At 69.5% G+C, this 26,770-nt stretch carries 32 protein-coding genes; 17 read left to right on the forward strand and 15 right to left on the reverse strand.

Annotated elements, in window-relative coordinates; all coding sequences use genetic code 11:
- Positions 1–37: 37 nt before the first annotated feature.
- Genes ABD235_RS06370 through ABD235_RS06380 form a run of 3 tightly spaced genes read left to right on the forward strand, consistent with a single transcriptional unit; the run spans position 38 to position 3,107 of the window.
- On the forward strand, positions 38–1,318 hold the full coding sequence (locus ABD235_RS06370) for an ABC transporter substrate-binding protein (protein ID WP_344170835.1): 1,281 nt from the start codon (positions 38–40) through the stop codon (positions 1,316–1,318).
- Positions 1,315–2,223 (forward strand): carbohydrate ABC transporter permease, encoded by a 909-nt coding sequence (locus ABD235_RS06375; protein WP_344170838.1) that lies wholly within the window; start codon positions 1,315–1,317, stop codon positions 2,221–2,223. The genes ABD235_RS06370 and ABD235_RS06375 overlap by 4 nt, the downstream gene beginning before the upstream one ends.
- On the forward strand, positions 2,223–3,107 hold the full coding sequence (locus ABD235_RS06380) for a carbohydrate ABC transporter permease (protein ID WP_344170841.1): 885 nt from the start codon (positions 2,223–2,225) through the stop codon (positions 3,105–3,107). Before ABD235_RS06375 ends, ABD235_RS06380 begins: the two co-directional genes overlap by 1 nt.
- Positions 3,108–3,148: 41 nt before the next feature.
- On the opposite strand, the gene ABD235_RS06385 is transcribed toward ABD235_RS06380, so the two are convergent.
- Positions 3,149–3,679: a YbhB/YbcL family Raf kinase inhibitor-like protein gene (locus tag ABD235_RS06385; protein ID WP_344170844.1), complete on the reverse strand. Its 531-nt coding sequence runs from the start codon at positions 3,677–3,679 to the stop codon at positions 3,149–3,151.
- 147 nt (positions 3,680–3,826) lie between these two features.
- On the opposite strand from ABD235_RS06385, the gene cobT reads away from it, so the two are divergent.
- Genes cobT through ABD235_RS06405 form a run of 4 tightly spaced genes read left to right on the forward strand, consistent with a single transcriptional unit; the run spans position 3,827 to position 7,467 of the window.
- Positions 3,827–4,870 carry a nicotinate-nucleotide--dimethylbenzimidazole phosphoribosyltransferase gene (gene cobT, locus ABD235_RS06390; protein WP_344170847.1) on the forward strand — a complete coding sequence of 348 codons (1,044 nt, stop codon included), beginning with the start codon at positions 3,827–3,829 and terminating at the stop codon, positions 4,868–4,870.
- Positions 4,867–6,087: a uroporphyrinogen-III C-methyltransferase gene (gene cobA / locus ABD235_RS06395; protein ID WP_344170850.1), complete on the forward strand. Its 1,221-nt coding sequence runs from the start codon at positions 4,867–4,869 to the stop codon at positions 6,085–6,087. Before cobT ends, cobA begins: the two co-directional genes overlap by 4 nt.
- Positions 6,088–6,124: 37 nt before the next feature.
- The gene (locus ABD235_RS06400) at positions 6,125–6,931 is read left to right on the forward strand and encodes a TrmH family RNA methyltransferase (protein WP_344170853.1); all 807 of its coding nucleotides are present in this window, start codon (positions 6,125–6,127) and stop codon (positions 6,929–6,931) included.
- Positions 6,931–7,467, forward strand: coding sequence for a GNAT family N-acetyltransferase (locus tag ABD235_RS06405; RefSeq protein ID WP_344170856.1), 537 nt, complete (start codon positions 6,931–6,933; stop codon positions 7,465–7,467). Before ABD235_RS06400 ends, ABD235_RS06405 begins: the two co-directional genes overlap by 1 nt.
- Positions 7,468–7,515: 48 nt before the next feature.
- On the opposite strand, the gene ABD235_RS06410 is transcribed toward ABD235_RS06405, so the two are convergent.
- Both ABD235_RS06410 and ABD235_RS06415 read right to left on the reverse strand, forming a co-directional pair.
- A complete protein-coding gene (locus tag ABD235_RS06410; protein ID WP_344170859.1) occupies positions 7,516–7,878 on the reverse strand; it encodes an ACT domain-containing protein in 363 nt (120 codons plus the stop codon).
- 4 nt (positions 7,879–7,882) lie between these two features.
- The gene (locus tag ABD235_RS06415) at positions 7,883–8,878 is read right to left on the reverse strand and encodes an erythromycin esterase family protein (protein WP_344170862.1); all 996 of its coding nucleotides are present in this window, start codon (positions 8,876–8,878) and stop codon (positions 7,883–7,885) included.
- 122 nt (positions 8,879–9,000) lie between these two features.
- Between ABD235_RS06415 and ABD235_RS06420 the strand changes: the two genes are divergently transcribed.
- Positions 9,001–9,783, forward strand: a complete 783-nt coding sequence (locus ABD235_RS06420) for a GNAT family N-acetyltransferase (RefSeq protein ID WP_344170865.1) — start codon at positions 9,001–9,003, stop codon at positions 9,781–9,783.
- On the opposite strand, the gene ABD235_RS06425 is transcribed toward ABD235_RS06420, so the two are convergent.
- Complete coding sequence (locus ABD235_RS06425; RefSeq protein ID WP_344173674.1) at positions 9,773–10,810, reverse strand: LacI family DNA-binding transcriptional regulator; 1,038 nt, start codon at positions 10,808–10,810, stop codon at positions 9,773–9,775. The two genes, ABD235_RS06420 and ABD235_RS06425, sit on opposite strands and share 11 nt — an antisense overlap.
- A gap of 61 nt (positions 10,811–10,871) precedes the next feature.
- On the opposite strand from ABD235_RS06425, the gene ABD235_RS06430 reads away from it, so the two are divergent.
- Positions 10,872–11,426, forward strand: coding sequence for an AAA family ATPase (locus ABD235_RS06430; RefSeq protein WP_344170868.1), 555 nt, complete (start codon positions 10,872–10,874; stop codon positions 11,424–11,426).
- Here ABD235_RS06430 and ABD235_RS06435 read toward each other — a convergent pair whose 3' ends face one another.
- From ABD235_RS06435 to ABD235_RS06445, 3 genes are read right to left on the reverse strand one after another with little or no spacing between them, the layout of a single operon-like run.
- A complete protein-coding gene (locus ABD235_RS06435) occupies positions 11,427–11,903 on the reverse strand; it encodes a hypothetical protein (protein ID WP_344170870.1) in 477 nt (158 codons plus the stop codon).
- A gap of 45 nt (positions 11,904–11,948) precedes the next feature.
- Positions 11,949–12,428, reverse strand: a complete 480-nt coding sequence (locus tag ABD235_RS06440) for a hypothetical protein (RefSeq protein ID WP_344170873.1) — start codon at positions 12,426–12,428, stop codon at positions 11,949–11,951.
- Positions 12,428–13,204, reverse strand: a complete 777-nt coding sequence (locus ABD235_RS06445) for a hypothetical protein (protein ID WP_344170876.1) — start codon at positions 13,202–13,204, stop codon at positions 12,428–12,430. The genes ABD235_RS06440 and ABD235_RS06445 overlap by 1 nt, the downstream gene beginning before the upstream one ends.
- 50 nt (positions 13,205–13,254) lie before the next feature.
- On the opposite strand from ABD235_RS06445, the gene ABD235_RS06450 reads away from it, so the two are divergent.
- The gene (locus ABD235_RS06450; protein WP_344170879.1) at positions 13,255–13,674 is read left to right on the forward strand and encodes a DUF3592 domain-containing protein; all 420 of its coding nucleotides are present in this window, start codon (positions 13,255–13,257) and stop codon (positions 13,672–13,674) included.
- A 15-nt stretch (positions 13,675–13,689) separates the two neighbouring features.
- On the opposite strand, the gene def is transcribed toward ABD235_RS06450, so the two are convergent.
- Positions 13,690–14,295, reverse strand: coding sequence for a peptide deformylase (gene def / locus ABD235_RS06455; RefSeq protein WP_344170882.1), 606 nt, complete (start codon positions 14,293–14,295; stop codon positions 13,690–13,692).
- Between the two features lie 55 nt (positions 14,296–14,350).
- Between def and ABD235_RS06460 the strand changes: the two genes are divergently transcribed.
- A complete protein-coding gene (locus ABD235_RS06460) occupies positions 14,351–14,920 on the forward strand; it encodes a DinB family protein (protein ID WP_344170885.1) in 570 nt (189 codons plus the stop codon).
- 46 nt (positions 14,921–14,966) lie between these two features.
- Here the strand turns inward: ABD235_RS06460 and ABD235_RS06465 are convergent, their stop codons facing one another.
- Complete coding sequence (locus tag ABD235_RS06465; RefSeq protein WP_344170888.1) at positions 14,967–15,782, reverse strand: LLM class F420-dependent oxidoreductase; 816 nt, start codon at positions 15,780–15,782, stop codon at positions 14,967–14,969.
- 67 nt (positions 15,783–15,849) lie between these two features.
- Here ABD235_RS06465 and ABD235_RS06470 point away from each other — a divergent pair, with 67 nt between their 5' ends.
- Positions 15,850–17,226: an AAA family ATPase gene (locus ABD235_RS06470; protein ID WP_344170891.1), complete on the forward strand. Its 1,377-nt coding sequence runs from the start codon at positions 15,850–15,852 to the stop codon at positions 17,224–17,226.
- Between the two features lie 9 nt (positions 17,227–17,235).
- Complete coding sequence (locus tag ABD235_RS06475) at positions 17,236–17,739, forward strand: DinB family protein (RefSeq protein WP_344170894.1); 504 nt, start codon at positions 17,236–17,238, stop codon at positions 17,737–17,739.
- Between the two features lie 3 nt (positions 17,740–17,742).
- Here the strand turns inward: ABD235_RS06475 and ABD235_RS06480 are convergent, their stop codons facing one another.
- Positions 17,743–18,081: a winged helix-turn-helix transcriptional regulator gene (locus ABD235_RS06480; protein ID WP_344170897.1), complete on the reverse strand. Its 339-nt coding sequence runs from the start codon at positions 18,079–18,081 to the stop codon at positions 17,743–17,745.
- Between the two features lie 88 nt (positions 18,082–18,169).
- On the opposite strand from ABD235_RS06480, the gene ABD235_RS06485 reads away from it, so the two are divergent.
- Positions 18,170–18,781 (forward strand): NADPH-dependent F420 reductase, encoded by a 612-nt coding sequence (locus ABD235_RS06485; RefSeq protein WP_344170900.1) that lies wholly within the window; start codon positions 18,170–18,172, stop codon positions 18,779–18,781.
- Positions 18,782–18,790: 9 nt separating this feature from the next.
- A complete protein-coding gene (locus tag ABD235_RS06490; protein ID WP_344170903.1) occupies positions 18,791–19,771 on the forward strand; it encodes an SMP-30/gluconolactonase/LRE family protein in 981 nt (326 codons plus the stop codon).
- Positions 19,772–19,887: 116 nt separating this feature from the next.
- On the opposite strand, the gene ABD235_RS06495 is transcribed toward ABD235_RS06490, so the two are convergent.
- On the reverse strand, positions 19,888–20,664 hold the full coding sequence (locus ABD235_RS06495) for a dioxygenase family protein (protein ID WP_344170906.1): 777 nt from the start codon (positions 20,662–20,664) through the stop codon (positions 19,888–19,890).
- A 64-nt stretch (positions 20,665–20,728) separates the two neighbouring features.
- On the reverse strand, positions 20,729–22,498 hold the full coding sequence (locus ABD235_RS06500) for a BCCT family transporter (RefSeq protein ID WP_344170909.1): 1,770 nt from the start codon (positions 22,496–22,498) through the stop codon (positions 20,729–20,731).
- 141 nt (positions 22,499–22,639) lie between these two features.
- Between ABD235_RS06500 and ABD235_RS06505 the strand changes: the two genes are divergently transcribed.
- Complete coding sequence (locus ABD235_RS06505; protein ID WP_344170912.1) at positions 22,640–23,494, forward strand: LLM class flavin-dependent oxidoreductase; 855 nt, start codon at positions 22,640–22,642, stop codon at positions 23,492–23,494.
- On the opposite strand, the gene ABD235_RS06510 is transcribed toward ABD235_RS06505, so the two are convergent.
- A complete protein-coding gene (locus tag ABD235_RS06510; RefSeq protein ID WP_344170915.1) occupies positions 23,491–23,991 on the reverse strand; it encodes a DUF6328 family protein in 501 nt (166 codons plus the stop codon). The genes ABD235_RS06505 and ABD235_RS06510 overlap by 4 nt on opposite strands.
- A 147-nt stretch (positions 23,992–24,138) precedes the next feature.
- Positions 24,139–24,342 (reverse strand): cold-shock protein, encoded by a 204-nt coding sequence (locus tag ABD235_RS06515; protein WP_012921273.1) that lies wholly within the window; start codon positions 24,340–24,342, stop codon positions 24,139–24,141.
- Positions 24,343–24,826: 484 nt separating this feature from the next.
- On the opposite strand from ABD235_RS06515, the gene ABD235_RS06520 reads away from it, so the two are divergent.
- Entirely contained in the window at positions 24,827–25,099 is a 273-nt protein-coding gene (locus ABD235_RS06520) for a protealysin inhibitor emfourin (RefSeq protein WP_344170918.1), read from the forward strand.
- Positions 25,100–25,134: 35 nt separating this feature from the next.
- Here the strand turns inward: ABD235_RS06520 and ABD235_RS06525 are convergent, their stop codons facing one another.
- Entirely contained in the window at positions 25,135–26,760 is a 1,626-nt protein-coding gene (locus tag ABD235_RS06525) for a beta-N-acetylhexosaminidase (RefSeq protein WP_344170921.1), read from the reverse strand.
- Positions 26,761–26,770 lie beyond the last annotated feature (10 nt).

Consider the following 26,770-nt stretch of genomic DNA (forward strand, 5'->3'; position numbering starts at 1 on the left):
TCGTTGGGTTCCGGACGCCCACTCGGAGGTGGAGTCGATGGCCGCTCGTCGCCCGAACACCGGACTGACCCGACGTGACCTGCTCAAGCGGACCGGTGGCCTGGCCGCCCTCGCCGCGTTCACGGCCGCCTGTGGTGGGAACACCGGGCGACCAGCCGACAGCGGGGGAGGCGGCGGCAAACCGGCCCTCGCGCAGTGGTACCACCAGTACGGCGAGACCGGGGCGCGGGAAGCGGCGCTCAAGTACGCCAAGGCGTACGGCGACGCCGCCGTCAGCGTGCAGTGGACGCCGGGCGACTACGGCGCGAAGCTGTCGTCCGGACTGCTGTCCAGCAAGGGCCCGGACGTCTTCGAGAGCCAGCTGAACATCGCGATGGTGAAGAGCAACCAGATCGTCGCGCTGGACGACCTGCTGGAGGGTGTGAAGGACGACTTCAGCGCCGAGGACCTGGCCACCAACACGATCGACGGCAAGGTCTACGGCATCCGGATGATCGTCGACCCGCAGGTGATCTACTACCGCAAGAGTCTGCTGGACAAGGCCGGCATCCAGCCGCCCAAGACGATCGACGAGCTGATCGCGGCGTCCAAGGAGCTCACCACCGACAAGGTGAAGGGCATCTTCGTCGGCAACGACGGCGGCGTCGCCCTCGGAGGGCCGGCGCTGTGGTCCTCGGGCGGTGCCTACCTGACCAAGGACAACAAGCCGGGCTTCACCGATGGGCGCGCGGCGCAGGCCTTCGGCAAGCTGCACGAGCTGTACGCGAGCAAGTCCACCTTGCTCGGCGCACCGACCGACTGGACCGATCCGAGCGCGATCATCCAGGGTCTGGTCGCGATGCAGTGGATCGGGATGTGGGCGCTGCCCGCCATGCAGAAGGCACTGGGGGACGATCTCGGTGTCTTCGCCTTCCCGGCGCTCGACGCGCAGGGCACGCCGGCGGTCTACTCCGGCGGCTGGACCCAGTTCGTCTCGGCCAAGAGCGCCAACGTCGACGCGGCGAAGAAGTTCGTGAAGTGGCTGTGGATCGACCAGGCGGAGTACCAGGAGGACTGGTGCCTGAACTACGGCTTCCACATCCCGCCGCGCAAGAGCCTGGCCGCGAAGGCCGCCAAGCTGCAGGACGGCGCCGCGGCCGAGACGGTGAAGCTCAACGAGCAGTACGGCAAGACCGACAACCCGGCCTGGACGCCGAAGATGGGCACCGCGTTCGGTGACATGCTGACCAACATCATCCGCAAGGGCGCCGATCCCGCGGCCGAGATCAGCAAGGCGGAGAAGACCGTCGGGACGGAACTGTCCCGGCTGTTCGGATGAGTCCCCGCGCCACCACGAAGGGGATCCGCGGCAACACCCTGTGGTTCTGGGTGTTCGTCGGCCCCTTCGTGATCGGCCTGCTGATCTTCAGCTACCTGCCGATCCTGTGGAGCCTGGTGCTCAGCTTCTTCGAGGCGCGCAACACGGTCACGCCGACCGAGTTCGTCGGGCTGCGCAACTACGTCGACATGCTGACCGACCCGAACTTCCTGTCCAGCCTGGGCACGTTCTCGGTCTTCGCCGTCTTCGTCGTGCCGCTGACCTTCGTGCTCTCGCTCGCGCTGGCCCTGCTGGTGAACCAGGTCAAGATCGCCCGCGCCTTCTTCCGCTCGGTGTTCTTCCTGCCCACCGCCTGCTCGTACGTCGTGGCGTCGCTGATCTGGAAGCTGTCGATCTTCAACGGCGTCCGGTTCGGCCTGGCCAACACCGTGCTCGGCTGGTTCGGCATCGACCAGATCGCGTGGCTGTCGACCGTCGACCCGCCGTGGTTCTGGATCCCGATCATCACCGTCCGGCTCTGGTTGCAGCTCGGCTTCTACATGATCCTGTTCATCGCCGGTCTGCAACGGATCTCGCCCGCGCTGTACGAGGCGGCGTACGTCGACGGCGCGAAACCCGGCTGGCAGGTCTTCCTCCACATCACGCTGCCGCAGCTGCGGGCGACGGCGGTCGCCGTACTGATCCTCAACCTGATCGCGGCGTACCAGGCGTTCGACGAGTTCTACAACCTGCTCGGCAACGTCAACTTCGCGCGACCACCGCTGATCTACCTGTACGGGATCTCGCTCGGCACGATCCAGGACCTCGGCCACGGCAGCGCCGGCGCGCTGATCCTGGCGGCGATCATCATGATCGTCACGCTGCTGCAGAACAAGATCTTCGGCTTCGGCAAGGCGAACGACTGATGGCCGCCCGGGAACGCACGTCCGGTACGCCGGAACCGATCGGCTACTCGCGCAGCGGTATCGGCCGGGTCACACTGGTGCTGCGCTGGATCGCCCTGGCGATCGCGGTGATCCTGTTCCTGCTGCCGTTCTACCTGATCCTGCGCAACGCGCTGGCAACCGAGGCCGACATCACCGCGCCCGAGTGGACGCTGTTCCCCAAGGACCTGCAGTGGGGCAACGTCAGCGAGCTGTTCAACGACCAGAGCGTGCCGATCGCACGCGCCCTGTGGAACTCCGCGGTCGTCGGCGTGCTCGGGACGGCGGGGCAGTTGCTGCTGGCCTCGATGGCCGGGTACGGCCTGGCCAGGATCCCGTACAAGCACGCCGACAAGGTCTTCTACGCCGTGGTGGCGACGCTGATGATCCCCGGCGCGGTGACGTTCATCCCGAGCTTCATCGTCGTCTCGTCGCTGGGCTGGGTCAGCTCGCTGCGCGGCCTGATCATCCCGACGCTGTTCAGCGGCTTCGCGGCGTTCCTGTTCCGGCAGTACTTCCTGAGCTTCCCGCGCGAGCTGGAGGAGGCGGCGCGAGTCGACGGCGCGGGCCACTTCGGGACGTTCTGGCGGATCGTCGTGCCGAACTCCCTGCCGTTCTTCGCCGCCCTGGCCGCGATCACGTTCATCGGCAACTGGAACTCGTTCCTGTGGCCGCTGGTGATCGCCCAGGACTCGTCGTCGTGGACGATCCAGGTCGCGCTGTCGACCTTCGTCACCGCCCAGACGATCAACATCCACCAGCTCTTCATGGCGGTCGCGGTCTCGATCCTGCCGCTGGTGCTGATCTTCGCGTTCCTGCAGCGCTACCTGATCCAGGGCGTGACCCAGTCCGGCATCAAGGACTGACGCCGGTACGGCGGGGAGCCGGCTCCCCGCCGTACCGACTGCTACTCGGGGTTGGCGTAGACCGGGGTCGCGATCGCGCGGGCCAGGGTGTGGAAGGCCAGGTTGAAGCTGACCACCGCGGCGCTGGCCTCCTCGTCGACGTCCAGCTTGTCGACGTCGAGCGCGTGCACGACGAAGTAGTAGCGGTGCGCCGGGTCGCCGGCCGGCGGGGCCGCGCCACCGAAGTCCTTGGTGCCGAAGTCGTTGCGGACGTGGAACGCGCCGTTGTCCAGCCGCGGCGTCGCCCCGGCGCCGGCCGGCAGCTCGGTCACGTCGGCGGGCAGATTGACCAGGATCCAGTGCCAGAACCCGGACGGGGTCGGCGCGTCCGGGTCGTAGCAGGTCACCACGAAGCCCTTGGTCTCCGCCGGGAACCCGCTCCAGCTGAGCTGCGGCGACGTGTTGCCGGCGGCAAAGACCTGCGCGTCGCCGAGGGTCTCGCCGTCGGCGAAGTCGGTACTGGTGAGCGTGAACGAGCCCACCGTGGGCAGCTTCTCGTACGGGTCCTGCGCGACCGGCCGTTCGAGCGACATCTGATGATCCTCCCGGGATCTCGCGTGTGGTGATTCCGACATTACTGGCCCTGTGGCTTGGACTCCGGCCGGGGCGCGGCGCCCGGGATGCGAAGATCAGGGTTGGCCGTGTGCTGACGGCCGACGACGAACTCTGGAGGAGCTGCGGTGGAGGAGTACCTGGCCCGGATCGGCCCGGCCGACGAGGCGGCGATGGCAGCCGCCACGCAGCGTCAGCAGTCGCTGACCAAACCAGCAGGCTCACTCGGCGTACTGGAGGACCTGTCCGTCCGCGTCGCGGGGATGACCGGCGCAGTGGTGCCCTCACCGGCGGTAGTCACTGTCTTCGCGGCTGATCACGGGGTGCACGCTCAGGGCGTCTCGCCCTGGCCGCAGGAAGTGACCGCCGCGATGCTGGCGAACTTCGCCGCCGGTGGTGCCGCGGTGAACGCCTTCGCGACCAACAACCGGGTCGACGTCCGGGTGGTCGACGTCGGCGTGGCCAGCGACGTGGACCAGCTGGACATCGTGCACGCCAAGGTCCGTCCCGGCACCCGGGACCTGTCCGTCGGGCCGGCGCTGACCGACGACGAGGTGCTGGCCGCCGTCGCGGTCGGCTTCGAGCTCGCCGACAAGCTCGTCCTGGACGGGTACCGCTGCTTGCTCACCGGCGACATGGGGATTGCCAACACGACGGCCTCCGCCGCCCTGATCGCGACCTTCACCGGCGCGACCGCCGACCAGGTCACCGGCCGCGGCACCGGCATCGACGACGCCACGCTCGCCCACAAGACCGCTGTCGTCGAGGCCGCGTTGGTGCTGCACGAGGTCCCTGCCACCGAGCCGCTGAAGGCTCTGGCGGCGTACGGCGGACTCGAGCACGCCGCCCTCGCCGGCTACATCCTCGGCGCGGCCGCGAACAAGGTTCCGGTCATTCTCGACGGCGTCATCGCTGGCGCGGCGGCGCTCGTCGCCCAGGCGCTGCACCCGTCGGCCGTCGACTACTGCGTGGCCGGCCACCGCTCCGCCGAGCCGGGCCACGCCGTCGCGCTGAAGGCCCTGGGCCTCCAGCCGCTGGTCGACCTGGACCTCCGCTTGGGTGAGGGAACCGGCGCCGTACTGGCCTACCCCATTCTTTGTTGCGCAGTCCGAGCGTTGGCTGAGATGGCCACTTTCGAGTCAGCCGGAATTGCCGCCGGGGAGGAAGCGTGATCGAGCCCGCTCCGTACCTGTCCGGCCTCGTCCTCACCGGGCGTCGCGTGGTGGTCGTCGGCGGCGGGGGAGTGGCCCAGCGCCGCCTCCCGCGGCTGCTCGAGACCGGCGCCCAGATCGACCTCGTCTCACCCGCGATCACCCCCACCATCGAGGGCCTGCTCACCAACCCCGACCTGCGCTGGGTCGAGCGCGGGTACGCCGCCGGCGACCTGGAGGGCGCCTGGTACGTCGTGGTGGCGACCGACGACGCCGACGTCAACGACCAGGTCTCGGCCGAGGCCGAGGAGCGGCGCATCTTCTGCGTCCGCTCCGACGACCGCTCCCGTGCCACCGCGTGGACGCCGGCGTCGGGCCAGCACGACCACGTCACCATCGGCGTCCTGGGCGCGGGCGACCACCGCCGATCGGCCGCCGTCCGCGACGCGATCCTGGAAGAGCTCCGCACCGGCTCGCTCGGCGCCCGCGACTCGCTCGACAAGCAGCCCGGCGTGTATCTCGTTGGCGGCGGGCCGGGTGACCCCGACCTGATCACCGTGCGCGGCCGCCGGCTCCTGGCCGAGGCGGACGTGGTCGTCGCCGACCGGCTCGCTCCCCAGCAGCTCCTCGACGAACTGCACCCCGAGGTCGAACTGATCGACGCCGCCAAGCTCCCGCGCGGCCGTTCGGCCCAGCAGGAGGAGATCAACCGGATCCTCGTCGACCGCGCGCTGGCCGGCAAGCTCGTCGTACGGCTGAAGGGCGGGGACCCGTACGTGTTCGGCCGCGGCTTCGAGGAGGCCATCGCGTGCGCCGAGGCCGGGGTCGCCTGGACGGTCGTCCCGGGCATCACCAGCTCGATCTCGGTCCCCGCGGCTGCCGGCATCCCGGTGACGCACCGCGGCGTCACTCACGAGTTCACGGTCGTCTCGGGCCACATCCCGCCGGACCACCCGGACTCGCTGATCAATTGGCAGGCGCTCGCGCAACTCAACGGCACGCTCGTCCTGCTGATGGCCGTGGAGAACCTGCCCAAGATCGCCGCCACCCTGCTGGAGCACGGCCGGCCGGCCACGACTCCCGCCGCGGTGATTGCCGACGGCACCCTTCCGTCGCAGGAGATGGTCACCGCCGACCTGGCGAGCATCGCCACCACCGCCCAGTCCGCCGGCATCGGCGCCCCCGCGATCGTTGTCATCGGCAACGTAGTCGAGGTGGCCGCCCAGGTCCGCCGATGAACCGCCACGGCACAGTGCTTGAAGTGGTGGTGGACGCGTGATCGTCGAGATCGACCGGGCCGACGACCCGCGCCTGTCCGATTACGTGCAGCTTCGCGAGGTCAACCTGCGCCGCCTGCTGGAGGAGGAGCACGGGCTCTTCATCGCCGAAGGCGACAAGGTCATCCGCCGAGCCGCCGAGGCCGGCTACGAGCCCCGCTCGTTCCTGCTCGCGCCGCGCTGGCTCGACACGCTGGCCGACGTACTGGAGAAGTGGCCGGAGGCACCGGTCTACCTCGTCACCGAGGAACTGGCCGAGCACGTCACCGGGTTCCACGTCCACCGTGGCGCGCTCGCGTCGTACAAGCGCCAACCGCCGGCCGACCTCGACGCGCTCTTGGACAGCGTCCACACCGGCCGGATCGCGATCTTTGACGACATCGTCGACCACACCAACGTCGGCGCCGGCTTCCGCGCCGCCGCGGCGATGGGCGTCGACGCCGTCCTGGTGACCCCGACCTGCGCCGACCCGCTGTACCGCCGCTCGGTGAAGGTCTCGATGGGTACGGTCTTCCAGGTCCCGTGGACCCGCCTGACGTCCTGGCCCGGTGACCTGGCCAAGCTCAAGGCCCACGGCTTCATCACTGCGGCCTTCGCTCTCACCGACGACTCGATCACCCTCGACGACCTGACCGCCCGGCACGACGAGAAGCTGGCGCTGATCTTCGGCACCGAAGGCCACGGCCTCAAGCCGCACGTCCTGGCCGAGTCCGACCTCACCGTCCGCATCCCGATGGCCGGCGGCGTCGACTCCCTCAACGTCGCCTCGTCCGCCGCGGTCGCTTTCTACGCCACCCGCCCCTGATGCGCACCACGGCCCGTCTCCTGCTTCGCCCCTTCCAGGCAACGGATCTGGACCCGTGGGCCGCGCTCAACGCCGACCCCGAGGTGATGCGCTACCTCGGCGGCGAGCCCCTCACCCGCGAGGCCTCCGACCGGATCGCCGAGCAGGTCAACGCCCGGTACGCCGGCGACGGGCTCGGATTCCTCGCCATCGAACGCCGTACCGACGGCGCCTTCCCCGGCGCCTGCGGGCTGCAGACCGAACCCTGGTATCCCGACGACCTCGAGCTCGGCTGGCGCCTCGCCCGCGAGCACTGGGGCCACGGCTACGCCACCGAGGCGGCGGCGTCCTGGCTGGCGCACGCCTTCACCGACCTGGACGTGCCCCGCGTCATCTCGGTCACCGACACCCCGAACGAGCGCAGCATCGCGGTGATGCGCCGGCTCGGCATGACCTTCGACCACACGGCGGTTCTCGAGGAGGACGGGGTCGAGTTCGATGCCACGATCTACTCGATCACTGCCGCTGCCTGGCGCAGCGCTCAGCCGCCTGCATAGGCGGCTGAACGTCAGACGTACGGGCGGTCGCCCGTGGGGCCGGCGGCCTCAGACAACGACCGTGTGGCCGGCGGCTTCGAGGGTGGCGATGGCTTGGTCCAGCGCGTCGGCGGCGACCAGCACCAGGTCGGCCTGGTAAGTGGAAGCCGCAAAGACCGACAGCCCTGCAGCAGCGAGCGGTTGGACGATCGCGGCCAGCATGCCGGGCTGGTCGAGGTCGTGTGCCGCGTGGTTGTAGAAGGCCCGCCAGGGCTCGGCGGAGCTGTCGCCGGTCAGTTCGGCCAGGACGGTGACGCCTTCCGGGGTCCGGGACATCGCCCACCAGTCGCCGCTCGGGAGCTGCGGTGCAGCACCAGCGTGATGCTCGATGCTGAAGGTCGGAGGAAGAACGGTCAGGGTCTGGGCGGGCATGGGCTCATTCTGCCTTGACTACAGGCAAAATCGCGTCGGCGGCCTCCGCGGTGACTCGGTCGAGCCCGGTGGCGTCGAGGGTGCTGATGACCACGGCGTACCGGTCGCCGATGAGCGAGTCGAGGATGGCGCCGGCGGAGTGCCACGTGAGCGTCATCCCACCCATCTGCAGGGTGCTCCGATTGCGTTGCAGGTGGGCGTTCTGGGCGCAGACCAGGGTACGGCCGCGGAGATCTTCGAGGGTCCGGATCTCGAGCAGGTTCTGGGCCATGATCGCGTCGCGGACGGCGAGGAGACCCGAGACGCGGGTGGTCTCGTCGGTCTGCTGCGCGGCTTGCTGGTGGTAACGCAGCAGACCGAGCGCCGCGTTGGCGTGGACGCGAGCGCGGTACCAGGCGGCCCGTGAGGTCGCGGCGATCAGCTCGGGGGCTCGGATGTAGAGCCTGGTGAGCAGGTCGTCGGCGACCGCTCGGAGTCGGACGGCCTCGGCGGTCGCACCGATCGACGTCCCCGAGTCGAGGATCGCCTCCTGCCGACTCCACCGCTCGTCATCGCCAAGAAGCTCAACAAGATCGAGCTCCTCACCCAGGTAGTCCAGAGCGTGTTCCAAGTACGACCGCGGACTGGGCGCACTGGTGCTCTCGGTCGGCGCGTCGAAACCGTAGAACGACAAGCGTTCCGCGTCCGGCCGGTCCTGGTTGTACTCGCGCATCCAACCCACCAGCTGACGATTCGCCTCCACAGCACCGAACCCGTGGGAGAACCCGTCACTCATCACCGCGTCCAGACTGCCAATCCCGCCCCGCACGAAATCGTCAACCGCCAACGCCGCAACGCGATCCGTCTCCAGTGCAACCGACCGAAACCCCAGCCCCACCAACTCTTCGAAGATCTCGTTGCGCACCGGCCCGAAGGACGCGTCCCGCGAGGGATGCGCCGGTTCCCCAACCGCCAGCAGCTCACAAACCCCGGTCGCCAACTCCCGAATGTCCTGTCTCATACGACTAAATCATATGATTGAAGTGCTTGAGGGAAGCTTTGGTGAAAGGTCCAGCGGCAGCCGTTCGCGAAAGTCTCAAATCACCGGTCGGCCTGCGCCGATGGTTGAGTACCCTCCCCGCCATGGACGAGCTCGAGCTGGCGACGGTCACGGCAGCGAACGACGCGTGGGGCGGGACGGCGCCGCTGGGATCGGAGGTCGTGGAGACCCCCGAGTACCGGATGGTGCGGATGCCAGAGCGGTTCGGCAGCCACCTCATGGTGCAGTGGGTCCGCTCGTCGCGCCCGGCGGACGCCGTACTGACCGACATCGTCACGCGGGCCGCCGAGTTCGGCCGGCCGGAGGCGTGGGTGACCGTCCGCCTCAGCGCGCCCGACGGGCTCGACGAGGCCTTGCTGGCGCGCGGTGGCGAGCTGGGCGACACGTACGACGTACTAGCGATGCCGCTGCCGGCTGAGATCAAGGCGCCCGATCTTCCAGAGCTCCGGTGGGCGACCACCTTCGAGGTCGCGCGGGACGTGAACGCCGTCGCGACCGTGATGTTCGGCGGGACCAGGGCGTCCGACGACTTGCTTGCCCAGCGGGCCGCGGAGGAGCGGGAGAAGTTCGAAGCCGGAGCCGGAGGCGCACTTGCCGCCTACCTGGACGGTACGCCGGTTGGCGTGGGATCTGTCGAGGTCGTGGACGGTGTCGCTCGGCTGGCAGGTTCCGGAGTGCTGGAGTCGCAGCGCGGCCGCGGGATCTACCAGGCGATGGTCGTCGGTCGGCTGGCGTACGCCGTCGAGCACGGCGCGACGATGGCGCTCTCGCAGGGCAACGTCACCACCAGCTCGCCGATCCTGCAGCGCATCGGATTTGTTGCCTACGGCCAGGAACGGGCCTACCGGCTGCCGCTCACCGCGTGAGCGGGGGCGTGCTCGCGCGGAGTACGGGATAGGCCGGGACCGTGCGGCGGGTGAGTTCCGTGTCCGTGGTCGTGGCGCGGTAGACGGCTTCTTCGGCGACGGTGTTCAGGGCGACGTGGACCGTCGTGAGCTTCGGTACGACGTCGCGCAGCGTGCTGATGTCGTCGAAGCCGGAGACGCCGATGTCCTCGGGGATCCGCAGCCCGCGCTCGCGCAGGCCGGCGAGCGCGCCGAGGGCCATGTCGTCGGTGACCGCGAACACCAGTTGGAGATCGCGCAGCTCGTCGTCGGTCAGTGAGAGCACGAAGTCGCGAGCGCCGACCCAGCTGAAATCGAGGTGGTGGACACGCGGATCGCTGACACCGGAGTCGCGCAGGCCCTGGACGAAGCCCTCGACGCGTTGCTGCATCGACAGCAGGGGAGTGGCGATGCCGAGGACCAGGCAGCGGCGGTACCCGAGGCCGGCCAGCTCGCGCGCCAACGATCGCGCACCTTCGTGGTTGTCGAAGTCGACGGTCTCGAACGGTAGGTCGTTGCGGCTGATCAGTACGACGCGCCCGCCGGTCTCCTCGTACCGGCGCAGCTCGTCGACGAGTTCCTGCTCCGACGGCGGGTCGACGTACCCGGTCCCGGCGAGGATGATCGCGCGCGGTTGCTGGCCGCGCAGCTCGCGGACCAGGTCGAGCTCGCGGTCGGCGTGCCGCTCGGTGACGGCGATCGAGACGTGCAGGCCGACCGCCTCGGCCTGCTTCATGATCTCGGCGGCCATCGCGGAGAAGTACGGGTCGGAGATCAGGCTGATCACCAGCGCGACGGTGCGCGACGTGCCGCGGGCCATCGCCTGGGCGGGCAGGTTCGGCGTGTAGCCGAGCTGACGGGCCGCGGCGAGGACGCGTTCACGGTAGCTCTCGGCGACCTTGCGGGCGCTGCCGTTGAGCACCCGCGACGCGGTCGGCTGCGACACCCCGGCGTACCGGGCGACGTCGTCGAGCGTGACCGGGCGCTTGGACCCTGGGCCGCTCTGCATCGGTGGCACAGGCGCAGCTTAGCGACGAAAAGTGCTGGACGGGCGTGGTGGGATTGGCCATATGCGGAAAGTCGTCCTGATCACCGGCCTGCAGGCCGCGGGCAAGTCCACCGTCGCGCCGCTGCTCGCGTCCCGCCTCGGCCCGCCCGCGGCGACCCTCGACGGCGACGTCTTCTACCGCGGGGTCGTCGCGGGCGCGGTCGGGATGACACCGGACCCGTCACCCGAAGCGATTCGTCAGCTGGAGCTCCGGTACGCCGCCACCGCCAAGATCGCCCAGCACTACGCCGACGCCGGCTTCGACTTCACCTGTTCCGACATCATCCTCGGTCCGGACGTCGCACGCTGGTTCGACGCGTTGCACGACGTCGAGCCACACCTGGTCGTGCTGGTCCCCTCCATCGACTCCGTCGTCGAACGCGAACTGGGCCGAGGCTCCACGGCGTACCGCGACTGGCAAGCAGCCGACGGCACTCTCGCCGACGCCGTCCGAGCCCTCGAACGAGACCTCTTGGCCACTCCCCGCCGAGGCCTTTGGCTCGACACCACCCACCAAACCCCGACCGAAACCGTCGAAGCCATCCTCGAGAACGACCTCAAGTCCTCGCTCTGGTAGTCACACCAGCGGATCCACACGGATCGGTTCAGGATGCACCGTCACCCAGCCTGGCCGAATCGCCTCGATCTCGGCAGCGAACGCGGGATCCTCGCGATCCAGAGCGACCACGAGGAACCCGGTCGTCATGTCCGGCCAGGTGACACTGACCCGCCCACGGTCCGGACCGTCGGCTCGCATCTCCGACACGATGTGCTGCAGCCGGCTGATCTCCTCGGGGTCCGGCATCCATCTCCACTTGCGGACCCGGAGGTGCTCCGGGCGGGACAGCAACCCGGTGAGCTCATCGCGCGTGCGCCGTACGGCGGTGTGGTCGAGGAGGCGGACGATCAGGAGGATGTGGCCCGCGTTCGAGTCGTACGCGTCGTGGTCGACGACCACCTCGGCGCCGAGGGCGGGATGCGCCGCGATCCAGCGCTCGATCACCGGGAGATCGAGCCTGATCGTCGCCTGCTCGTAGGCGGACAGCTCACGCATCTGTCCACGGTACGGTCCGTCCGAGTTGCCTAGGGCAACAGTCGGCTACCCGATGTCGTGCCAGTTGCCGTCGAACGGCTCGCGGGACACCCTCACCCAGCCCGGCCGGATTCCCTCCAGCTCCGCGGCGAAGACCGGGTCCCATCGGTCCAGGCTCACCTCGATCACCGGGCTCGACCCGCTGGTCACGCTGAAGGTCACCCGCGCGATGCCCGGTCCCTCGGCGTTCCGCATCTGCATCACCGTTTGCTGCACCCGGCGCTTCTCGTCGGAGTCCCCGGTCCACTCCCACACCCGGAGCCGCTCGGGCGAACGCAGCACCGCGGCCAGCTCCTGCTCAGTACGCCGTACTGCCGTTGGATCCCGCAGGTACACCACGATCCGCGTCACCCCGTGCCCGGACAGGAACCCCAAGCAGTCCAGCACGACCTCAGCCTCCAGCTCCGGCCGCTCTGCCACCCAGGCAGCAACCGCTGGCCAGTCGGCCTCGATCGCCCGCGCCTCGTACGGCGGCAGTTGCCGCATCACGAGACGGGCCGGGCGAGGGGAACGGGCATCTCCTGCGGGTCCGGCAGGACCTGGATCCAGCCCGGGTGAATCGCCCGGAGGCGGGCGGTGAACTCGGGATCGCGCCGATCGAGCGCGACCTGCAGCAGTCCGGTCACCGGATCCGGGCCCGTGCCGGCGATCTGGGTGTCGGTGGTCGACTGCAGATCCCACACCAGCCGACTCAGCAGCTCGAGCTCCGCAGGATCCGGCGCCCACACCCGGACCCGCAGATGCTCCGGCCGCTGCAGCAAGGCGCCGACCTCGGCCTGGGTCCGCCGTACGGCGGTGTGGTCACGCACTTCAAGCACCAGCACCACGTGCCCCACGTTCGAGTCGAACGCCTGCCGGTCGACGTTGACCTCGGCAACGAGTCCCGGATGCTCCTCGGCCCAGACTTTGAGCACAGGCAGGTCGAGATCGAGCGTCGCCTGCTCGTACGGCGTGAGCACCCTTGGCGGCAACGGGACCGGCCGATCCGGCGGGACGTGGAGATCGACCGGCTCCGGGAACCGGGTGCGGACGCGGAGGTGTTCGGGGCGGCTGAGGAGCGGGGCGAGCTCGGTGTGCGTTCGCCGTACGGCCGTGTGGTCGTGGATCTCGACGATCAGCAGAACGTGGCCGATGCCGGCCTCGAAGCCGGCGCGGTCGACGACGAGCCCGGCGACGCGGTCGGGGTGCCGGCTCGCCCAGGCTTCGAGTACGGGCAGGTCGAGGTCGAGCGTCGCCTGCTCGTACGGCGGTAGGGCGCGCATGGCGTCACCTCGCGGGGAACCGGGGGGTCTGCGTCGATAGTCTCACCGGCATGCGGCGGAGTCTCGGGGATTTCAGGGCGCCTGTGCGGTTGATCGGGTGCCTGGTGGCGGCGGTGGTCGCGCTCGGGATCGGCGCGAACGCTGTCGTGGAGCTCGCGCGGCTGGACGCGCGGGGGGTGCGGGTGACGGCGACCGTGCTCGACGTGCCGTCGCCGTTGTCCCGGGGGCCTGGGTCCTTCACGGCGGAGTACGCGATCGCCGGGGGTGAGCGAATCACCACCGAGATCAGCCGGTACGACGTACTGCCGGAGATCGGCGGCCAGGTCGAGATCGTCTACGACCCGGCCGAACCGACGGTGGCCAAGACCGCCGACGCATGGGTGTCACCGTGGGAGCCGGGGATCGCATACGGCCTCGGCGCTGGCGTACTGGTGTGGGTCGCCCTGGGGCGCCAATCGAAGGCGGCTTGACTCTGAGCCCCAGGATTACTCCGCGACCGGCTGGTCCTCGTGCTCCTCGGCGTTCAGCATCGGGGAGACCGGCCAGTCGCTCGGGTAGTCCGGCGCCAGCTCCTCGGCCTCCGCGAACAACCGGCGCTTGTACTTGCGCGACAGCCGGTCGCCGAACACCATGCCCTGGGTGTGGTCGGTCTCGTGCTGCAGGCAGCGGGCGAGCAGGCCGTTGCCCTCGTACGTGACCGGCTCGCCGTGCTGGTCGACGCCGGTCACCCGGGCGAAGTCCGGCCGCGCGCACTTGGTGAACGCGCCGGGCAGCGACAGGCAGCCTTCCTCGCCCTCGTCGAGCTGGCGGTCCTTGCCCTCGGGCAGTTCGAGCTTGGGGTTGCAGACGACGCCCTGGTGACGCTTGCCGTCCTTGTCCGGGCAGTCGAAGACGAACAGCTGCAGGTCGACGCCGACCTGGTTCGCGGCCAGCCCGACACCCTCGGCCGCGTTCATCGTCGCGACCATGTCGGCGACCAGCTTCTGCAGGTCGTCGCCGAAGTCGGTGACGGGCTGGTTCAGCCGGTGCATGACGTCCTCGCCCCACCGCGTGATGGGCAGCACCGAACCGTTCGTAGGCAGCGTAGACATGCGGGAAATCCTAGCGAAGCACCGGCCGAACCGAACGCCCGCCTAGGGTGTGCGCGTGGATCCCAAACTGACGCTGCACAACTACCTGCGCTCGGTGCGCGAGGCGATGCTGTGGAAGCTCGAAGGACTCTCCGAGTACGACGTCCGCCGGCCGCTCACGCCGACCGGCACCAACCTGCTCGGGCTGGTCAAGCACCTGACGATCGTCGAGGCCGGGTACTTCGGTGACACGTTCGGGCGGCCGTTCGGTCAGCACCTGCCCTGGTGGGACGACGACGCCGAGCCCGAGGCCGATCTGTGGGCCACCGAAGACGAGTCGCGCGACCACCTCGTCGACCTCTACCGCCAGGTCACCGCGCACGCCGACGCGACGATCGACGCGCTGGAGCTGGACTCGGTGGGCAAGGTCCCGTGGTGGGGCGAGAACGAGGTCACCCTGCACCAGATCCTGGTCCACGTGGTCGCCGAGACCAACCGCCACGCCGGCCACGCCGACATCGTCCGCGAAACCATCGACAACGCCGTCGGGCTGCGCGCGAGCAACCCGAACATCGAGGACCGTGACGCCGCCTGGTGGGAGAACCACCAGGCCAGGCTCCAGCAAGCAGCCGAAGCCTTCCGCTGAACACTGGGTGCCCGTGCTCGAAGGTGAGCACGGGCACCCAGCAGAATCAGGCCTGGTTGGTCTCGTCGCGCCAGGCGAGCCAGTCGCGGACGAGCCCGAGGTCGTAGTCCGGGCCCGAGGTGTGGATCGTGAACAGGCGGCTGCCGGCGTCGTACAGCGCCTTGGCGGCCTCCTCCGGCTTCTTGTCGCCGACCGCGACCGAGCGCTCGATCTCGCCCGGGTCGCGCCCGATCGTCGCGCAGTGCCCGTCCAGTACGGCGTGCTTGTGCGCGATCGTCTCGGCGTCGCCGAAGCCGTGCCAGATGGTCGCGTGCTGGGCGACGAGCTTCAGCGTCTTCTTCTCACCACCACCGCCGATCAGCACCGGGATGTCGCGGGTCGGCTTCGGGTTCAGCTTGGCCCAGCGCTGCTCGATCCGCGGCAGCGCCTCGCCGAGCGCGTCGAGCCGGCCACCCGCCGTACCGAACTCGTAGCCGTACTCGTCGTAGTCGCGCTCGAACCAGCCGGACCCGATGCCGAAGATCAGCCGGCCGTCGCTGATGTGGTCGACGGTGCGCGCCATGTCGGCGAGCAGCTCGGGGTTGCGGTACGAGTTGCAGGTCACCAGCGCGCCGAACTCGATCCGCTCGGTCGCCTCGGCCCAGGCCGCGAGCATCGTCCAGGCCTCGAAGTGCAGCCCGTCGGGCTCACCGGACAGCGGGAAGAAGTGGTCCCAGTTGAACACCACGTCGACGCCGAGCTCCTCGACCTTCGCCACGGTCCGGCGGATGTCGGCGTACTGCGCGTGCTGGGGCTGGATCTGAACACCGATGCGAACCGGGTAGCTCGCATAGGGACGATCGGTGGACTCAGTCGATGTCATGCTGAGAATCCTATCGGGAGTATCGGAGGACCCCTCCGCTACTCCCGCCATCTGAGCGGAGACGCGGATGCCGGAGCGGGACGAGGTCGCGGAGTTCTCCCGGTTGTTCCTGGCCTTTCTCGAGCGGATGCACCAGACGCCTCAGGGAATCGCCCGGGAGAACCTGAGGGACAGGTTGCGGGACCACCTGGAGGTCGAGCCCGAGGACCTGCCGGTCGTCTCGGCGAGCTTCCCGTCGTTCGACCTGCCGAACGTGCAGCTGGCGCTCGAGAGCTGGTTCGAGCGCGCCGAGGTGATCGGCCTGGTCGGCTCCGACCGCGGGCACCACTCACTGGCGGACCTGCTCGAGCTGGGTGGGGTCCACGGGTGGTTCGGGGTCGGCGCGGTCGACTACCAACGCCTGGAGATCGACGTCGGCGTCGAGATGGACTGTGTCGCGTTCGGGTTCTACCTCGGGCAGCAGGGCGACGACCGGTACGTCGCGTTGCTGCGGGCCGCGAACCCTCAGTACGGGCGGCTGACCGTGCAGGTCGAGGTGCTCGCCACCTCGCGCGACGCCGGGGAGCGCCTGATGAAGGCGCTGCCGGACCTGGTTCGCGAGCACAACGTGTTCCGCGGCAAAGTGGTGTCGTTCGAGCCGCACGAGTTCGGCCACGGCGTCGGGCCGTTCCGGCTGCACCCGCGGCCGGGGATCTCGCGCGACGACGTCGTACTGCCGGACGGCGTGCTGGAGCGCGTCGAGCGTGAGGTGATCGGGGTCGCGGAGCACCGCGAGGCCCTGCTCCGCGGGGGACAGCACCTGCGGCGCGGCATCCTGCTGTACGGGCCGCCGGGCACCGGCAAGACCCACACCGTGCGGTACCTACTCTCGCGGCTGCCGGAGTTCACGGTCGTGCTGCTGGCGGGGACCAGCATCCAGTACGTCGGGGAGGCGTGCGCGTTGGCCCGGAAGCTGCAACCGGCGCTCGTCGTACTGGAGGACTGCGACCTGATCGCCGAGTCGCGGGACCACCTGCACGGCGGCGAGAACCCGTTGTTGTTCCAGGTGCTCAACGAGATGGACGGTCTCGCCGAGGACGCGGACGTCGCGTTCCTGTTGACGACCAACCGCGCGGACATCCTCGAGCCCGCCCTGGCCGAGCGACCGGGGCGGGTCGACCTCGCCGTCGAGGTCCCGCTTCCGGACGCGGTGGGAAGGGCCCGCCTGCTGCGTCTCTACGGACCCACCCTCGACCTCAGCCCCGCGATGGTCGACGAAGTCGTCAGCGCGACCGAAGGGACGACCGCGTCGTTCGCCAAGGAGCTGGTACGCCGTGCCATCCTGCTGGCCGCCGAAGCCGGCACCGCTCCCGGCGACACGCAGCTCCAGGCTGCGGCCGCCGAACTGCTGTCCGCTCGTGACACGCTGACCCGCCGGTTGCTCGGTGCGGCGGACCGGGAATAGTTGCCGTCCATGGAGCTCCACGGACGGGTCGACCCGCCACTCATCGCCGACGAGATGGAGACCCTGCTCGGGTTTCTCGACTTCCAGCGGGGAACGTTCCTGTGGAAGTGCGAGGGGCTGACGCCGGAGCAACTGGGGACGGCGGTGCTGAAGCCGTCGGGGCTCACCTTGCACGGGATGGTCCGGCATCTCACCGAGGACGAGCTCGGCTGGCTCGTCGCGCCGTTCACGGACGCGCCGACGCCGTACCCGTACGGGTCCGAGGCGGCGCCTGGCGCCGCGTGGTCCGACCTGGACCCGGCCAAGTACGACGAGGATCTCCAGCGCTACAAGGACTCCGTGGCCCGGGCCTGTACGGCGATCGCCGGGCTGCCGGGCGACCACGTGGCCGTCGACGACGGTACGTCGTACAGCCTGCGGTGGATCGTCACGCACATGATCGAGGAGTACGCGCGGCACAACGGCCACGCCGATCTCCTGCGGGAACACCTGGACGGCGCCACGGGGGAGTAGCGGTCAGGCGGACTCCTGCGCGTCCAGGACCGTCGACGCGTGCTTGGCGGCCCAGTCGCCCAGGGCCTCGATGGGGACGAGCAGGTCGCGCCCGGCCTCGGTCAGTGAGTACTCGACGCGCGGCGGCGCTTCGGCGTACCGGCGGCGTTCGACGATGCCGTTGTGCTCGAGGCGACGCAGCGTCTCGGTGAGCACCTTCTGGCTGATGCCGCCGATCTTGCGGCGCAGGTCGCCGGGGCGGGCCGGGCCTTTCGAGAGCGAGTAGACGACCACCATCGGCCAGGTGCCGCTGATCAGGTCGGCGGCGATCCGGGCCTGGCAGTCCGCGTAGAACTTCGTCACCGGTCCAGTGTGCACCGGGCGTTGGGCACCGGGAGGTGTGTTTCGTCCCGGCTAGCGTCACGGCCTCCAACACCCAGGAGGAGTGAGCATGCGGATCGGGATCCTCGGCAACGGATCGATGGCGGAAGCGCTCGGGGGGCAGTGGGCGAAGGCGGGCCACGAGCTCTTCGTCGGCGGGAGGTCGGTCGAGCGGGCACGCGAGGTCGGCGACCGGCTCGGAGTGCGGGGAGGCAGCCTGCAGGACGCCGCGGCGTTCGGCGAAGTCGTCCTGCTCGCCGTACCGGCCGAGGCGGCGGTGGCCACCGTCCGAGCGCTTGAGCTCGGCAACAGCACGCTGATCGACTGCACGAACGCGATCACCCACCCGGGCATCACGCTCGCCGTCGACGCGATGGCCGAGACGATCAGCCGGTACGCCGGGCAGGCGCGCGTCGTGAAGGCGTTCAACCTCGCCGCCGACTCCGTGTGGCGTCGCGCCCCGCTGTCCGGTCAACCGCTCGGCGTACCGATCTGCGGCGACGACCAGCACGCCCTCGACCAGGTCGCCCAACTCGTCCGCGACCTCGGCTGCGAGCCTGTCCACGCCGGCAGCCTGGAGCGCGCGCGGTTGCTGGAGGCAACAGCCGCGTTCGCGATCGGGATCTGGTTCGGCGGCGGGGACACGCGTGGACTGTTCCCGCCGAAGGACGAAGCCTTCTAGGCTCGGGTCATGAAGTCGCGTATCGAGCCGGTTCGTTGGACGCCCCCGCCCGCACCGCCGGCCCGTGAGGCCGAGTCGATTACCGTCGAGGTCGTGGCCGTGCCGGGCCACGGGCCCGAGGACACGCTGATCGACGAGGACGGCAGTGTGCTGACCGGTCTGAGCGACGGCCGGATCCTGCGGGTCAGCGCGGACGGGCTGACGATCACCACGCTGGCCGACACCGGCGGCCGCCCGCTCGGCCTGGAGTGGCTGGCCGACGGCACGGTCCTGATCTGCGACGCGAACCGCGGCTTGCTGACGATGGACCGTGACGGCCGCGTGAGCACGCTGCTCGGCGAGATCGCCGGGCAGCCGATGCGCTTCTGCAACAACGCGGACGTCGCCGACGACGGCACGATCTACTTCACCAACTCCTCCACCCGGTTCGGCGTGCACGAGTGGATGGCCGACCTGCTCGAGCACTCGTCGACCGGCAGCGTCTACCGCCTCCGCCCCGACGGTGAGGTGACGGAGCTCGTGACCGGTCGCCCGTTCCCGAACGGCGTCGCGTTGAGCGGCGACCAGCGGACGCTGTTCTTCGCCGAGACCGCCGGCTACGGGCTCTTCAAGCTCGACCTCACCACGGACGACGCCGTACCGGAGCTCGTCGCGCCGATCCCGGGCCTGCCGGACAACATCTCGCGCGGCTCCGACGGTCTGATCTGGGTTGCGATCGGTTCACCGCGCAACGCCGTGCTCGACACGCTGCTGCCCAAGGCGCCGGTGTTCCGCAAGCTGGTCTGGAACCTGCCCGACGCTTTGAAGCCGAAGCCCGCCGACATCATCGAGATCCAGGCGTACGACGACGCCGGACACCTCGTGCACGACCTGCGCGGTACGCACCCGCAGTTCAAGATGCCGACCGGCGTCCGGGAACGCGACGGCAAGGTCTGGATCAGCAGCCTCGGCTCCACCGCCATCGCGCACTTCCCGACGCCGACGGCCTGAGCCGCCTGCCCCACGAATCGTTTGGTGGGTTAACCCTCGACCTGCACCCTTGGCCCACAGAAATCCGGTGGGCCAAGGGGCAACTTGACGGGTTAACCCACCAAATGGGGGGAGCGTCAGCCGATCTGCCAGGAGCGCTTCGAGAGCCCGTACCAGAACCCGTCGATCACCGTCTCCGCCGTCCCGAGGGACTCCTCGGCCGCGCCCAGCGAGACGAACAGCGGCGCGAAGTGCTCGGTCCGCGGGTGCGCGATCCCGGCGGCCGGCGCCTTGTGCAGGAAGTCGATCAGCGAGTCGACGTCCTGCGCCGCGAGCGCCCGCCGGGCCCAGTCGTCGAACTCGACCGACCACGTCGGCGCGGCCGCGCCCGGTGCCCCGGCCAGGTTCACGGCACGCAGGTTGTGCGTCGTGAACCCGCTGCCCACGATCAGCACGCCCTGGTCGCGCAACGGCGCCAGCTTCCGCCCGATCGCGAACAGCGCCGCCGGGTCCAGCGTCGGCATCGAGACCTGCAGCACCGGGACGTCCGCGTCCGGGTACATCTCCTTCAGCGGCACGTAAGCGCCGTGGTCGAGCCCGCGCGACGGGTCGTCGTACACGGGCGTGCCGGGCACCTGGAGCAGCTTGCGCACCTGCGCGGCGAGCTCGGGCGCACCGGGAGCGGCGTACTGGACCTGGTAGTAGCGGTCCGGGAAGCCCCAGAAGTCGTACAGCAGCGGGACGGTCTCGGTCGCGGCGAGCGTGAGCGGTGCCGCTTCCCAGTGCGCCGACACGATCAGGATCGCGGTCGGCCGCTCGATGCCCGCGGACACCGCCGCCAGTTCCGCCGTCCACTCGTGGTCGTCGGCCAGCGGCGGTGCGCCATGGCTCAGGTACAGCACCGGACTCTTCATGTGGGTCCACCCTCTCGGAAGTCTTACCCCTTCCAATGTAGTTGAACCCTCAATCTATTCCGCCTCAGCCCTTCGGTGGCGGTACGACGTCGCGCGGCTGCGTCGGCTCCGGCACCCGGGTGCCCTCCTCGTCGTGCCCGTTGCCGGTGACGACCAGCGAGAAGTCGTCGCCGTGCGCCGAGACGCCTTCGATCACCGCGTTCTCGACCGCTTCGGTCCCGATCTCGCGCCGCAGCATCAACGGGTCGGTGCGCAGATCCTTGGCCAGCGCGACCGCCAGCCCGACCATCACCAGCGCGAACGGCAGTGCCGCGACGATCGTCAGGTTCTGCAACCCCTGCAGCGCCTCGGCCCCACCGCCGCCGGCCAGCAGCATCACCGCCGCGACCGCACCGGTCAGCACACCCCAGAACACGACCAGCGGCTTCTTCGGTGTGATCGACCCGCGCTCGGACAGCGTGCCCATCACGATCGACGCGGCGTCGGCGCCGGAGACGAAGAAGATCGCCACCAGGACGACGACCACGACCGTGGCCACCGACGCGAGCGGGAACGTGTCCAGCAAGCCGAACAGCTGGCCCTCGGGCGTCGACTGCCCGGCGATGTCCGTCCCGTTGCGCTGGGCGTTGATCGCGGCACCGCCGAACACGCAGAACCAGACCAGGCTGACCAGCGACGGCACCAGCAGGACGCCGGTGACGAACTGCCGGATCGTCCGGCCGCGGCTGATCCGCGCGATGAACATGCCGACGAACGGCGTCCACGAGATCCACCAGGCCCAGTAGAAGACGGTCCAGCCGGACAGCCACTCGGCCATCGCGTCGCCGCCGCTGGCCTCGGTCCGCGCCGCCATGTCGGCCAGGTCGCGGAAGTAGTCACCGATGGCCGTCGGCACCAGGTTCAGGATCAGCACGGTCGGCCCGACCACGAACACGAACACGGCCAGGACGACGGCCAGCACCATGTTGATGTTGGACAGCCATTGGATGCCCTTGGCAACACCGGACACCGCCGACGCGACGAACGCCGCGGTCAGGATCGCGATCACCGCGACCAGGACGCCGTTGCCGGCCTTGTCCATCCAGCCGAGGATCTGGACGCCGGACCCGATCTGCAGCGCGCCGAGGCCCAGCGACGCGGCCGATCCGAACAGCGTCGCGAAGATCGCGAGGCTGTCGATCACCTTGCCGACCGGTCCTTCGGTCCGCCGGCCGAGCAGCGGCGCGAACGCCGAGCTGATCAGCTGCGAGCGGCCGCGCCGGAAGGTGCCGTAGGCAATGGCGATGCCGACCACGGCGTAGATCGCCCACGGGTGCAGGGTCCAGTGGAACAACGTGGTCGCCATCGCGGTCTCCAGCGCCTGCGACGACCCGGCCTCGACGGTGCCCGGCGGGGGAGCGGTGAAGTGCGACAACGGCTCGCTGACGCCGTAGAACATCAGGCCGATGCCCATGCCGGCGCTGAACATCATCGCGACCCAGGACACGGTCTTGAACTCCGGCTGCTCGTCGTCGGCGCCGAGCGGGATCCGCCCGTAGCGGCCGGCGGCCAGCCAGATCACGAAGACGACGAAACCCGAGGCCAGCAGGACGAACAGCCAGCCGGTGTTGTGCTCGACCCAGGTCAGCGCGCTGTCGGACGCCGTACCGAGTCCGCCGGAGTCGGCGAATCCCCAGGCCACGAAGGCCAGGGCGATCGCCGCGGTGACACCGAAGACGATCCGGTCCAGCCCCGAGCCGCGACTTCGGCTGCCGGGTGGTGGTGGGGTGGCCAGTGCGGGGTGCTCGTTCTCGTGATCGGAAGACTGGTGCTGATCCTCGATGTCGATCGCCACAGCTGCTACACGCCTCGCTTCGGCGCGCCTCCTTTTCCAAGGTTCGGGGGGACTGCCTTACGACCGTGTCGAAAATCGTGGCGAAATGCAACTATCGTGTGGGCCCGGCCACATCTCGATCCCGCGGACTACTGTGCGGGCATGCGATTCGGAATCACGATCCTGCCCGAGTACCGCTGGAGCGAGGCGGCGCCGAAGTGGCGCGCGGCCGAAGAGCTCGGCTTCGACCACGTCTGGACCTACGACCACCTGACCTGGGGCGGTCTGCAGGACTCACCCTGGTACGGAACGACGCCGACACTGACCGCGGCCGCGCTGGTCACCTCGACGGTCAGGCTCGGCACCTTCGTCACCTCGCCGAACTTCCGGCACCCGCTCGCGCTGACCCGCGAGATCCTCGCCCTGGACGACATCTCGAACGGCCGCTTCCTGTGCGGCATCGGCGCCGGCGGCGGGATCGACACGACCATCCTCGGCGGTCCGGACCTCACGCCGCGGCAGAAGGTCGACCGGCTCACCGAGTTCACCCAGCTGCTCGACAAGCTGCTCACCACGGACGGTGTCGACCATCACGGCGAGTACTACGAGACCCGCAACGGCCGTACCCGGCCTGGTTGCGTCCAGCAACCAAGGGTGCCGTTCGTGATGGCCGCGAACGGGCCGCGCTCGCTCCGCCTGGCGGTCGAGTACGGCGCCGGCTGGGTGACCACCGGCGGCAAGGCCGACGACCTGGAGAGCTGGTGGACCTCCGTCACGGACCTCAGCCACCGGCTGGACGACGTACTGGAAGGCCGTCCGTTCGACCGGTACCTGTCGCTGGACTCGAAGGCCTACTCACTCACCAGCGCCGACGCCTTCGAGGAAGCGGTCACCCGCGCGGCGAAGCTCGGCTTCACCGACGTCATCACCCACTGGCCTCGCGCCGAGGGCGTGTACGCCGGCACCGAGTCGGTCCTCGAGCAGGTGGCGGCCGAGGTCATGCCACGGCTGCGCTAGCTGTTGCCGTTCCTGCTCGTACGCCGTACGTAGGCGGGCAGGATGTACCAGAACGCGAGGAACCAGACCAGGACGACCGCGACGACGACGATCGCGACCGTGCGGCTGAGGACGACGTCGAGGGCGAGCAGGACGCCGCCGCACATGGCGGCGATCAGGAAGACCAGGCCGGCGCTGGCCAGGTGGTGCGCGATCGGGACGAGCCGGTCGCGCAACCGCTGCTGGAAGAGGATCCGGTGGAACGAGACGGGGGCGAGGAACAGGGCGACCGCCAGGGCGGCGGCGACCAGCGTGCCGGCGTACACGTCGTGGGTGAAGGTGTCCGCGTCCTGGAACCGGTTCTGGAAGGCGATGCCGAGCAGGAACGCGAAGAGGATCTGCGTGCCGGTCTGGGCCAGCCGCAGCTCCTGGAGCAGCTCGTTCCAGTGGCGGTCGAGCCGCTCGCCCTTGTCCTCGTCGTCGCGGCTGTAGTTGCCGGCCTGGTCCTGCTCGGTCATCGGTCTCCTCGGGGTGGCTTGTGGCCGAACTGGTACCCCGATTCAATCGCACCGCAACCACCCGCGGAACGGCGAACGGGCCGCCCACCCGAAGGTGAACGGCCCGCTCGATTTTTGCCGTGCTGAAGAGCTGAACTGATCCGGGGATCAGATCGGACGGATGTTCTCCGCCTGCAGGCCCTTCTGGCCCTGGGTGATCTCGAACTCGACGCGCTGGTTCTCGTCCAGCGAGCGGAAGCCCGAGGTCTGGATGGCCGAGTAGTGCGCGAACACGTCCGCGCCACCGTCATCCGGGGTGATGAAGCCGAAGCCCTTGTCAGCGTTGAACCACTTGACAGTACCGACAGCCATTTGTGTCTATCTCCTTGATGGCTTGTAACAAACCGCGACCCACACCTCATGAGCCACGTGTCGCCGAAAGGCCCCAGATAGACAGAACCGGCCATGCAGCACAGCGAAAGTCAATGGGAGTCCAAAACTGCAACGGCACAACTGTAGCCGATCTGGGGCCGCGTGGAAGGGGTGACCACGAACACGTGTCGCGTAAAGTTGCCGCCCGCCACGTTCTGTGACCGCGTCCTGACGGGCCCGACAGGGCGTCGGCGCGCTGCGGCGGAACCGGCCGGAGACAACGAAACCCCCGGCGACCTGCTGAAACGTCGCGGCGCCTGCCACCGTGAGCCTTTCCGGTCGCGGACAAGGAAGGGCTCCGTCCCCTGTACGCCGGGTGATGGCCTTCCTGGCGGCGCTTTTTTCGTCGGCGTGTCGCGCGAACCTGGACAGAACCGGCCGGGTCCGGAAAGGTTTGGGCGGACCACGACCCGGGGAGTATTCGGTGTTTCTCAAAGTCAGCCGCAGCGGTGGATTCGCCGGACTGCAGACCAGTGGCGAGCTGGACACCTCCGGCGAACCCGACGCCGAGGTGCTCGAGGCGGTCGCCGTCCGGCTGACCGAGCAGCCGCCGGGCACCGGACAGCCGCAGCCTGACCGGTACGTCTACCGGCTGGAGCTCACTGCCGGCGAGCGGGTGACCGCGGTGGTGCTCGCCGAGCAGGATCTGGACCAGGACGCCGCCTGGCTGCTCGAAAGGGTCCTTACGCAGGAGTAGGGCCCCGGCTTCCCAGGGCCCTACTCACGAACGGGTTACCGCCAGGCGATCTCGGGTGCCCGGTAGAAGTTCACGCTGAGCGCGTCCCAGCGCGAGCCCTGACCGGCCAGCCGGTCGGCGTACGTCGTCCAGTCCAGCGCGGAGGCCGGCGACCAGCCCAGCTCGGCGATGCCCGGCAGCCGCGGGAACGCCATGTACTCGAGCTTGTCCACGTCGTCCAGCGTCTCGGTCCACAGCGGCGCCTCGACGCCCGCGATCGCGCTCTCCGGCAGATCCGGGATCAGCGTCGACGGGTTCCAGTCGTACGACTTCTGGACGCTGACCAGACCGGCCCAGTCCTGCCCGATCGGGGTGCTCGCGTCGTACTTCATGTCGAGGTAGGCCCGGTTCGCCGGGGACAGGACGACCTTGGCGCCCTGCGCCGCGGCTTTGCGGGCGAGCTCACGGGACCGCTCGTCGTCGGTCCCCCAGTACTGCGCGATGCTGCCCGGCGGGAGGGGCGTCTCGGCGATCTCCTGCCAGCCCATCACCTTCTTGCCCTGCTTCGCGACCAGGGCGGAGGCCTTCGGCACGAAGGTCAGGTAGTCCGAGTGCGGCGTCGAGTGCGCCTCGTCGCCGCCCAGGTGCAGCACGCTGCCGGGGTTCTGCTCGGCGACCTCGCGGAACACGTCGTCCAGGAAGTCGTACGTGATGTCCTTGCCGACGCACAGGGAGCTGAAGCCGACCTCGGTGCCGGTGTAGAGCGGGGGAGCGACGCCGTCGCAGTTCAGTTCGGCGTACGACGCCAGGGCCGCGTTGGTGTGACCCGGAGTGTCGATCTCGGGGATGACCTCCATGAAGTGGTCGCTGGCGTACTGGACGAGCGCGGCGTACTCCGCCTTGGTGTAGGAGCCGCCGGGCGTCCCGGTGGTCTCCAGGCTGCCGCCGTACGTCGTGAGGCGCGGCCAGCTGTCCACCTGGATCCGCCAGCCCTGGTCGTCGGACAGGTGCAGGTGCAGCTTGTTGAGCTTGTACAGCGAGGCCAGGTCGATGTAGCGCTTCACCTCCGCGACGGAGAAGAAGTGGCGGGACACGTCGAGCATGGCGCCGCGGTAGCCGTACCGGGGCGAGTCGGAGATCGCAGTACCGCTGATGCGCCACGGGCCGGCCTGACGGGTCTTCGACTCCGCCTTGGCGGGCAGCAACTGGCGCAGGGTGGTCACACCGCGGAACAGGCCCTCCGGGGTGGCTGCTACGACGCTCAGGGTCGAGCGGTCCGCCCGCAGCTGGTAGCCCTCGGCGCCGAGCGAGGCTGGGCCGTTGGTGGAGAGCCTCACATCGACCAGGCCGGGGACGGCCGGGATGATCGGGAGCGGGTAGCCGGTGGAGCGGCGGAGCTGGCTGGTGAGGCCGTCGGCGACCTTCCTGGCCGCGCGGCTCTCCTTGGCGCTCGTCTCGAGGCCGACGAGGGACCAGGGCTGCAGGGCGAAGCTCTGACCGGGCAGGGCCTGCTGGTGGGCGGGCTTGGGAATCAGTGAGGGCACAGTGCTCGCAGCGGGCTGCGGCTGGGCCGTCGGCCCGGCTGAGGCGGGCGAGGTGGCTAGGAGTGGCGAGGCCAGCAGGGCGGCTGCGGCGAGACCGGCCAGGGCGACCTGACGACTGGGGCGGGCGAGTCGTGTCATGACCGGAAGT

The organism is Kribbella lupini, assembly GCF_039529595.1.
GTDB lineage: Bacteria > Actinomycetota > Actinomycetes > Propionibacteriales > Kribbellaceae > Kribbella > Kribbella lupini.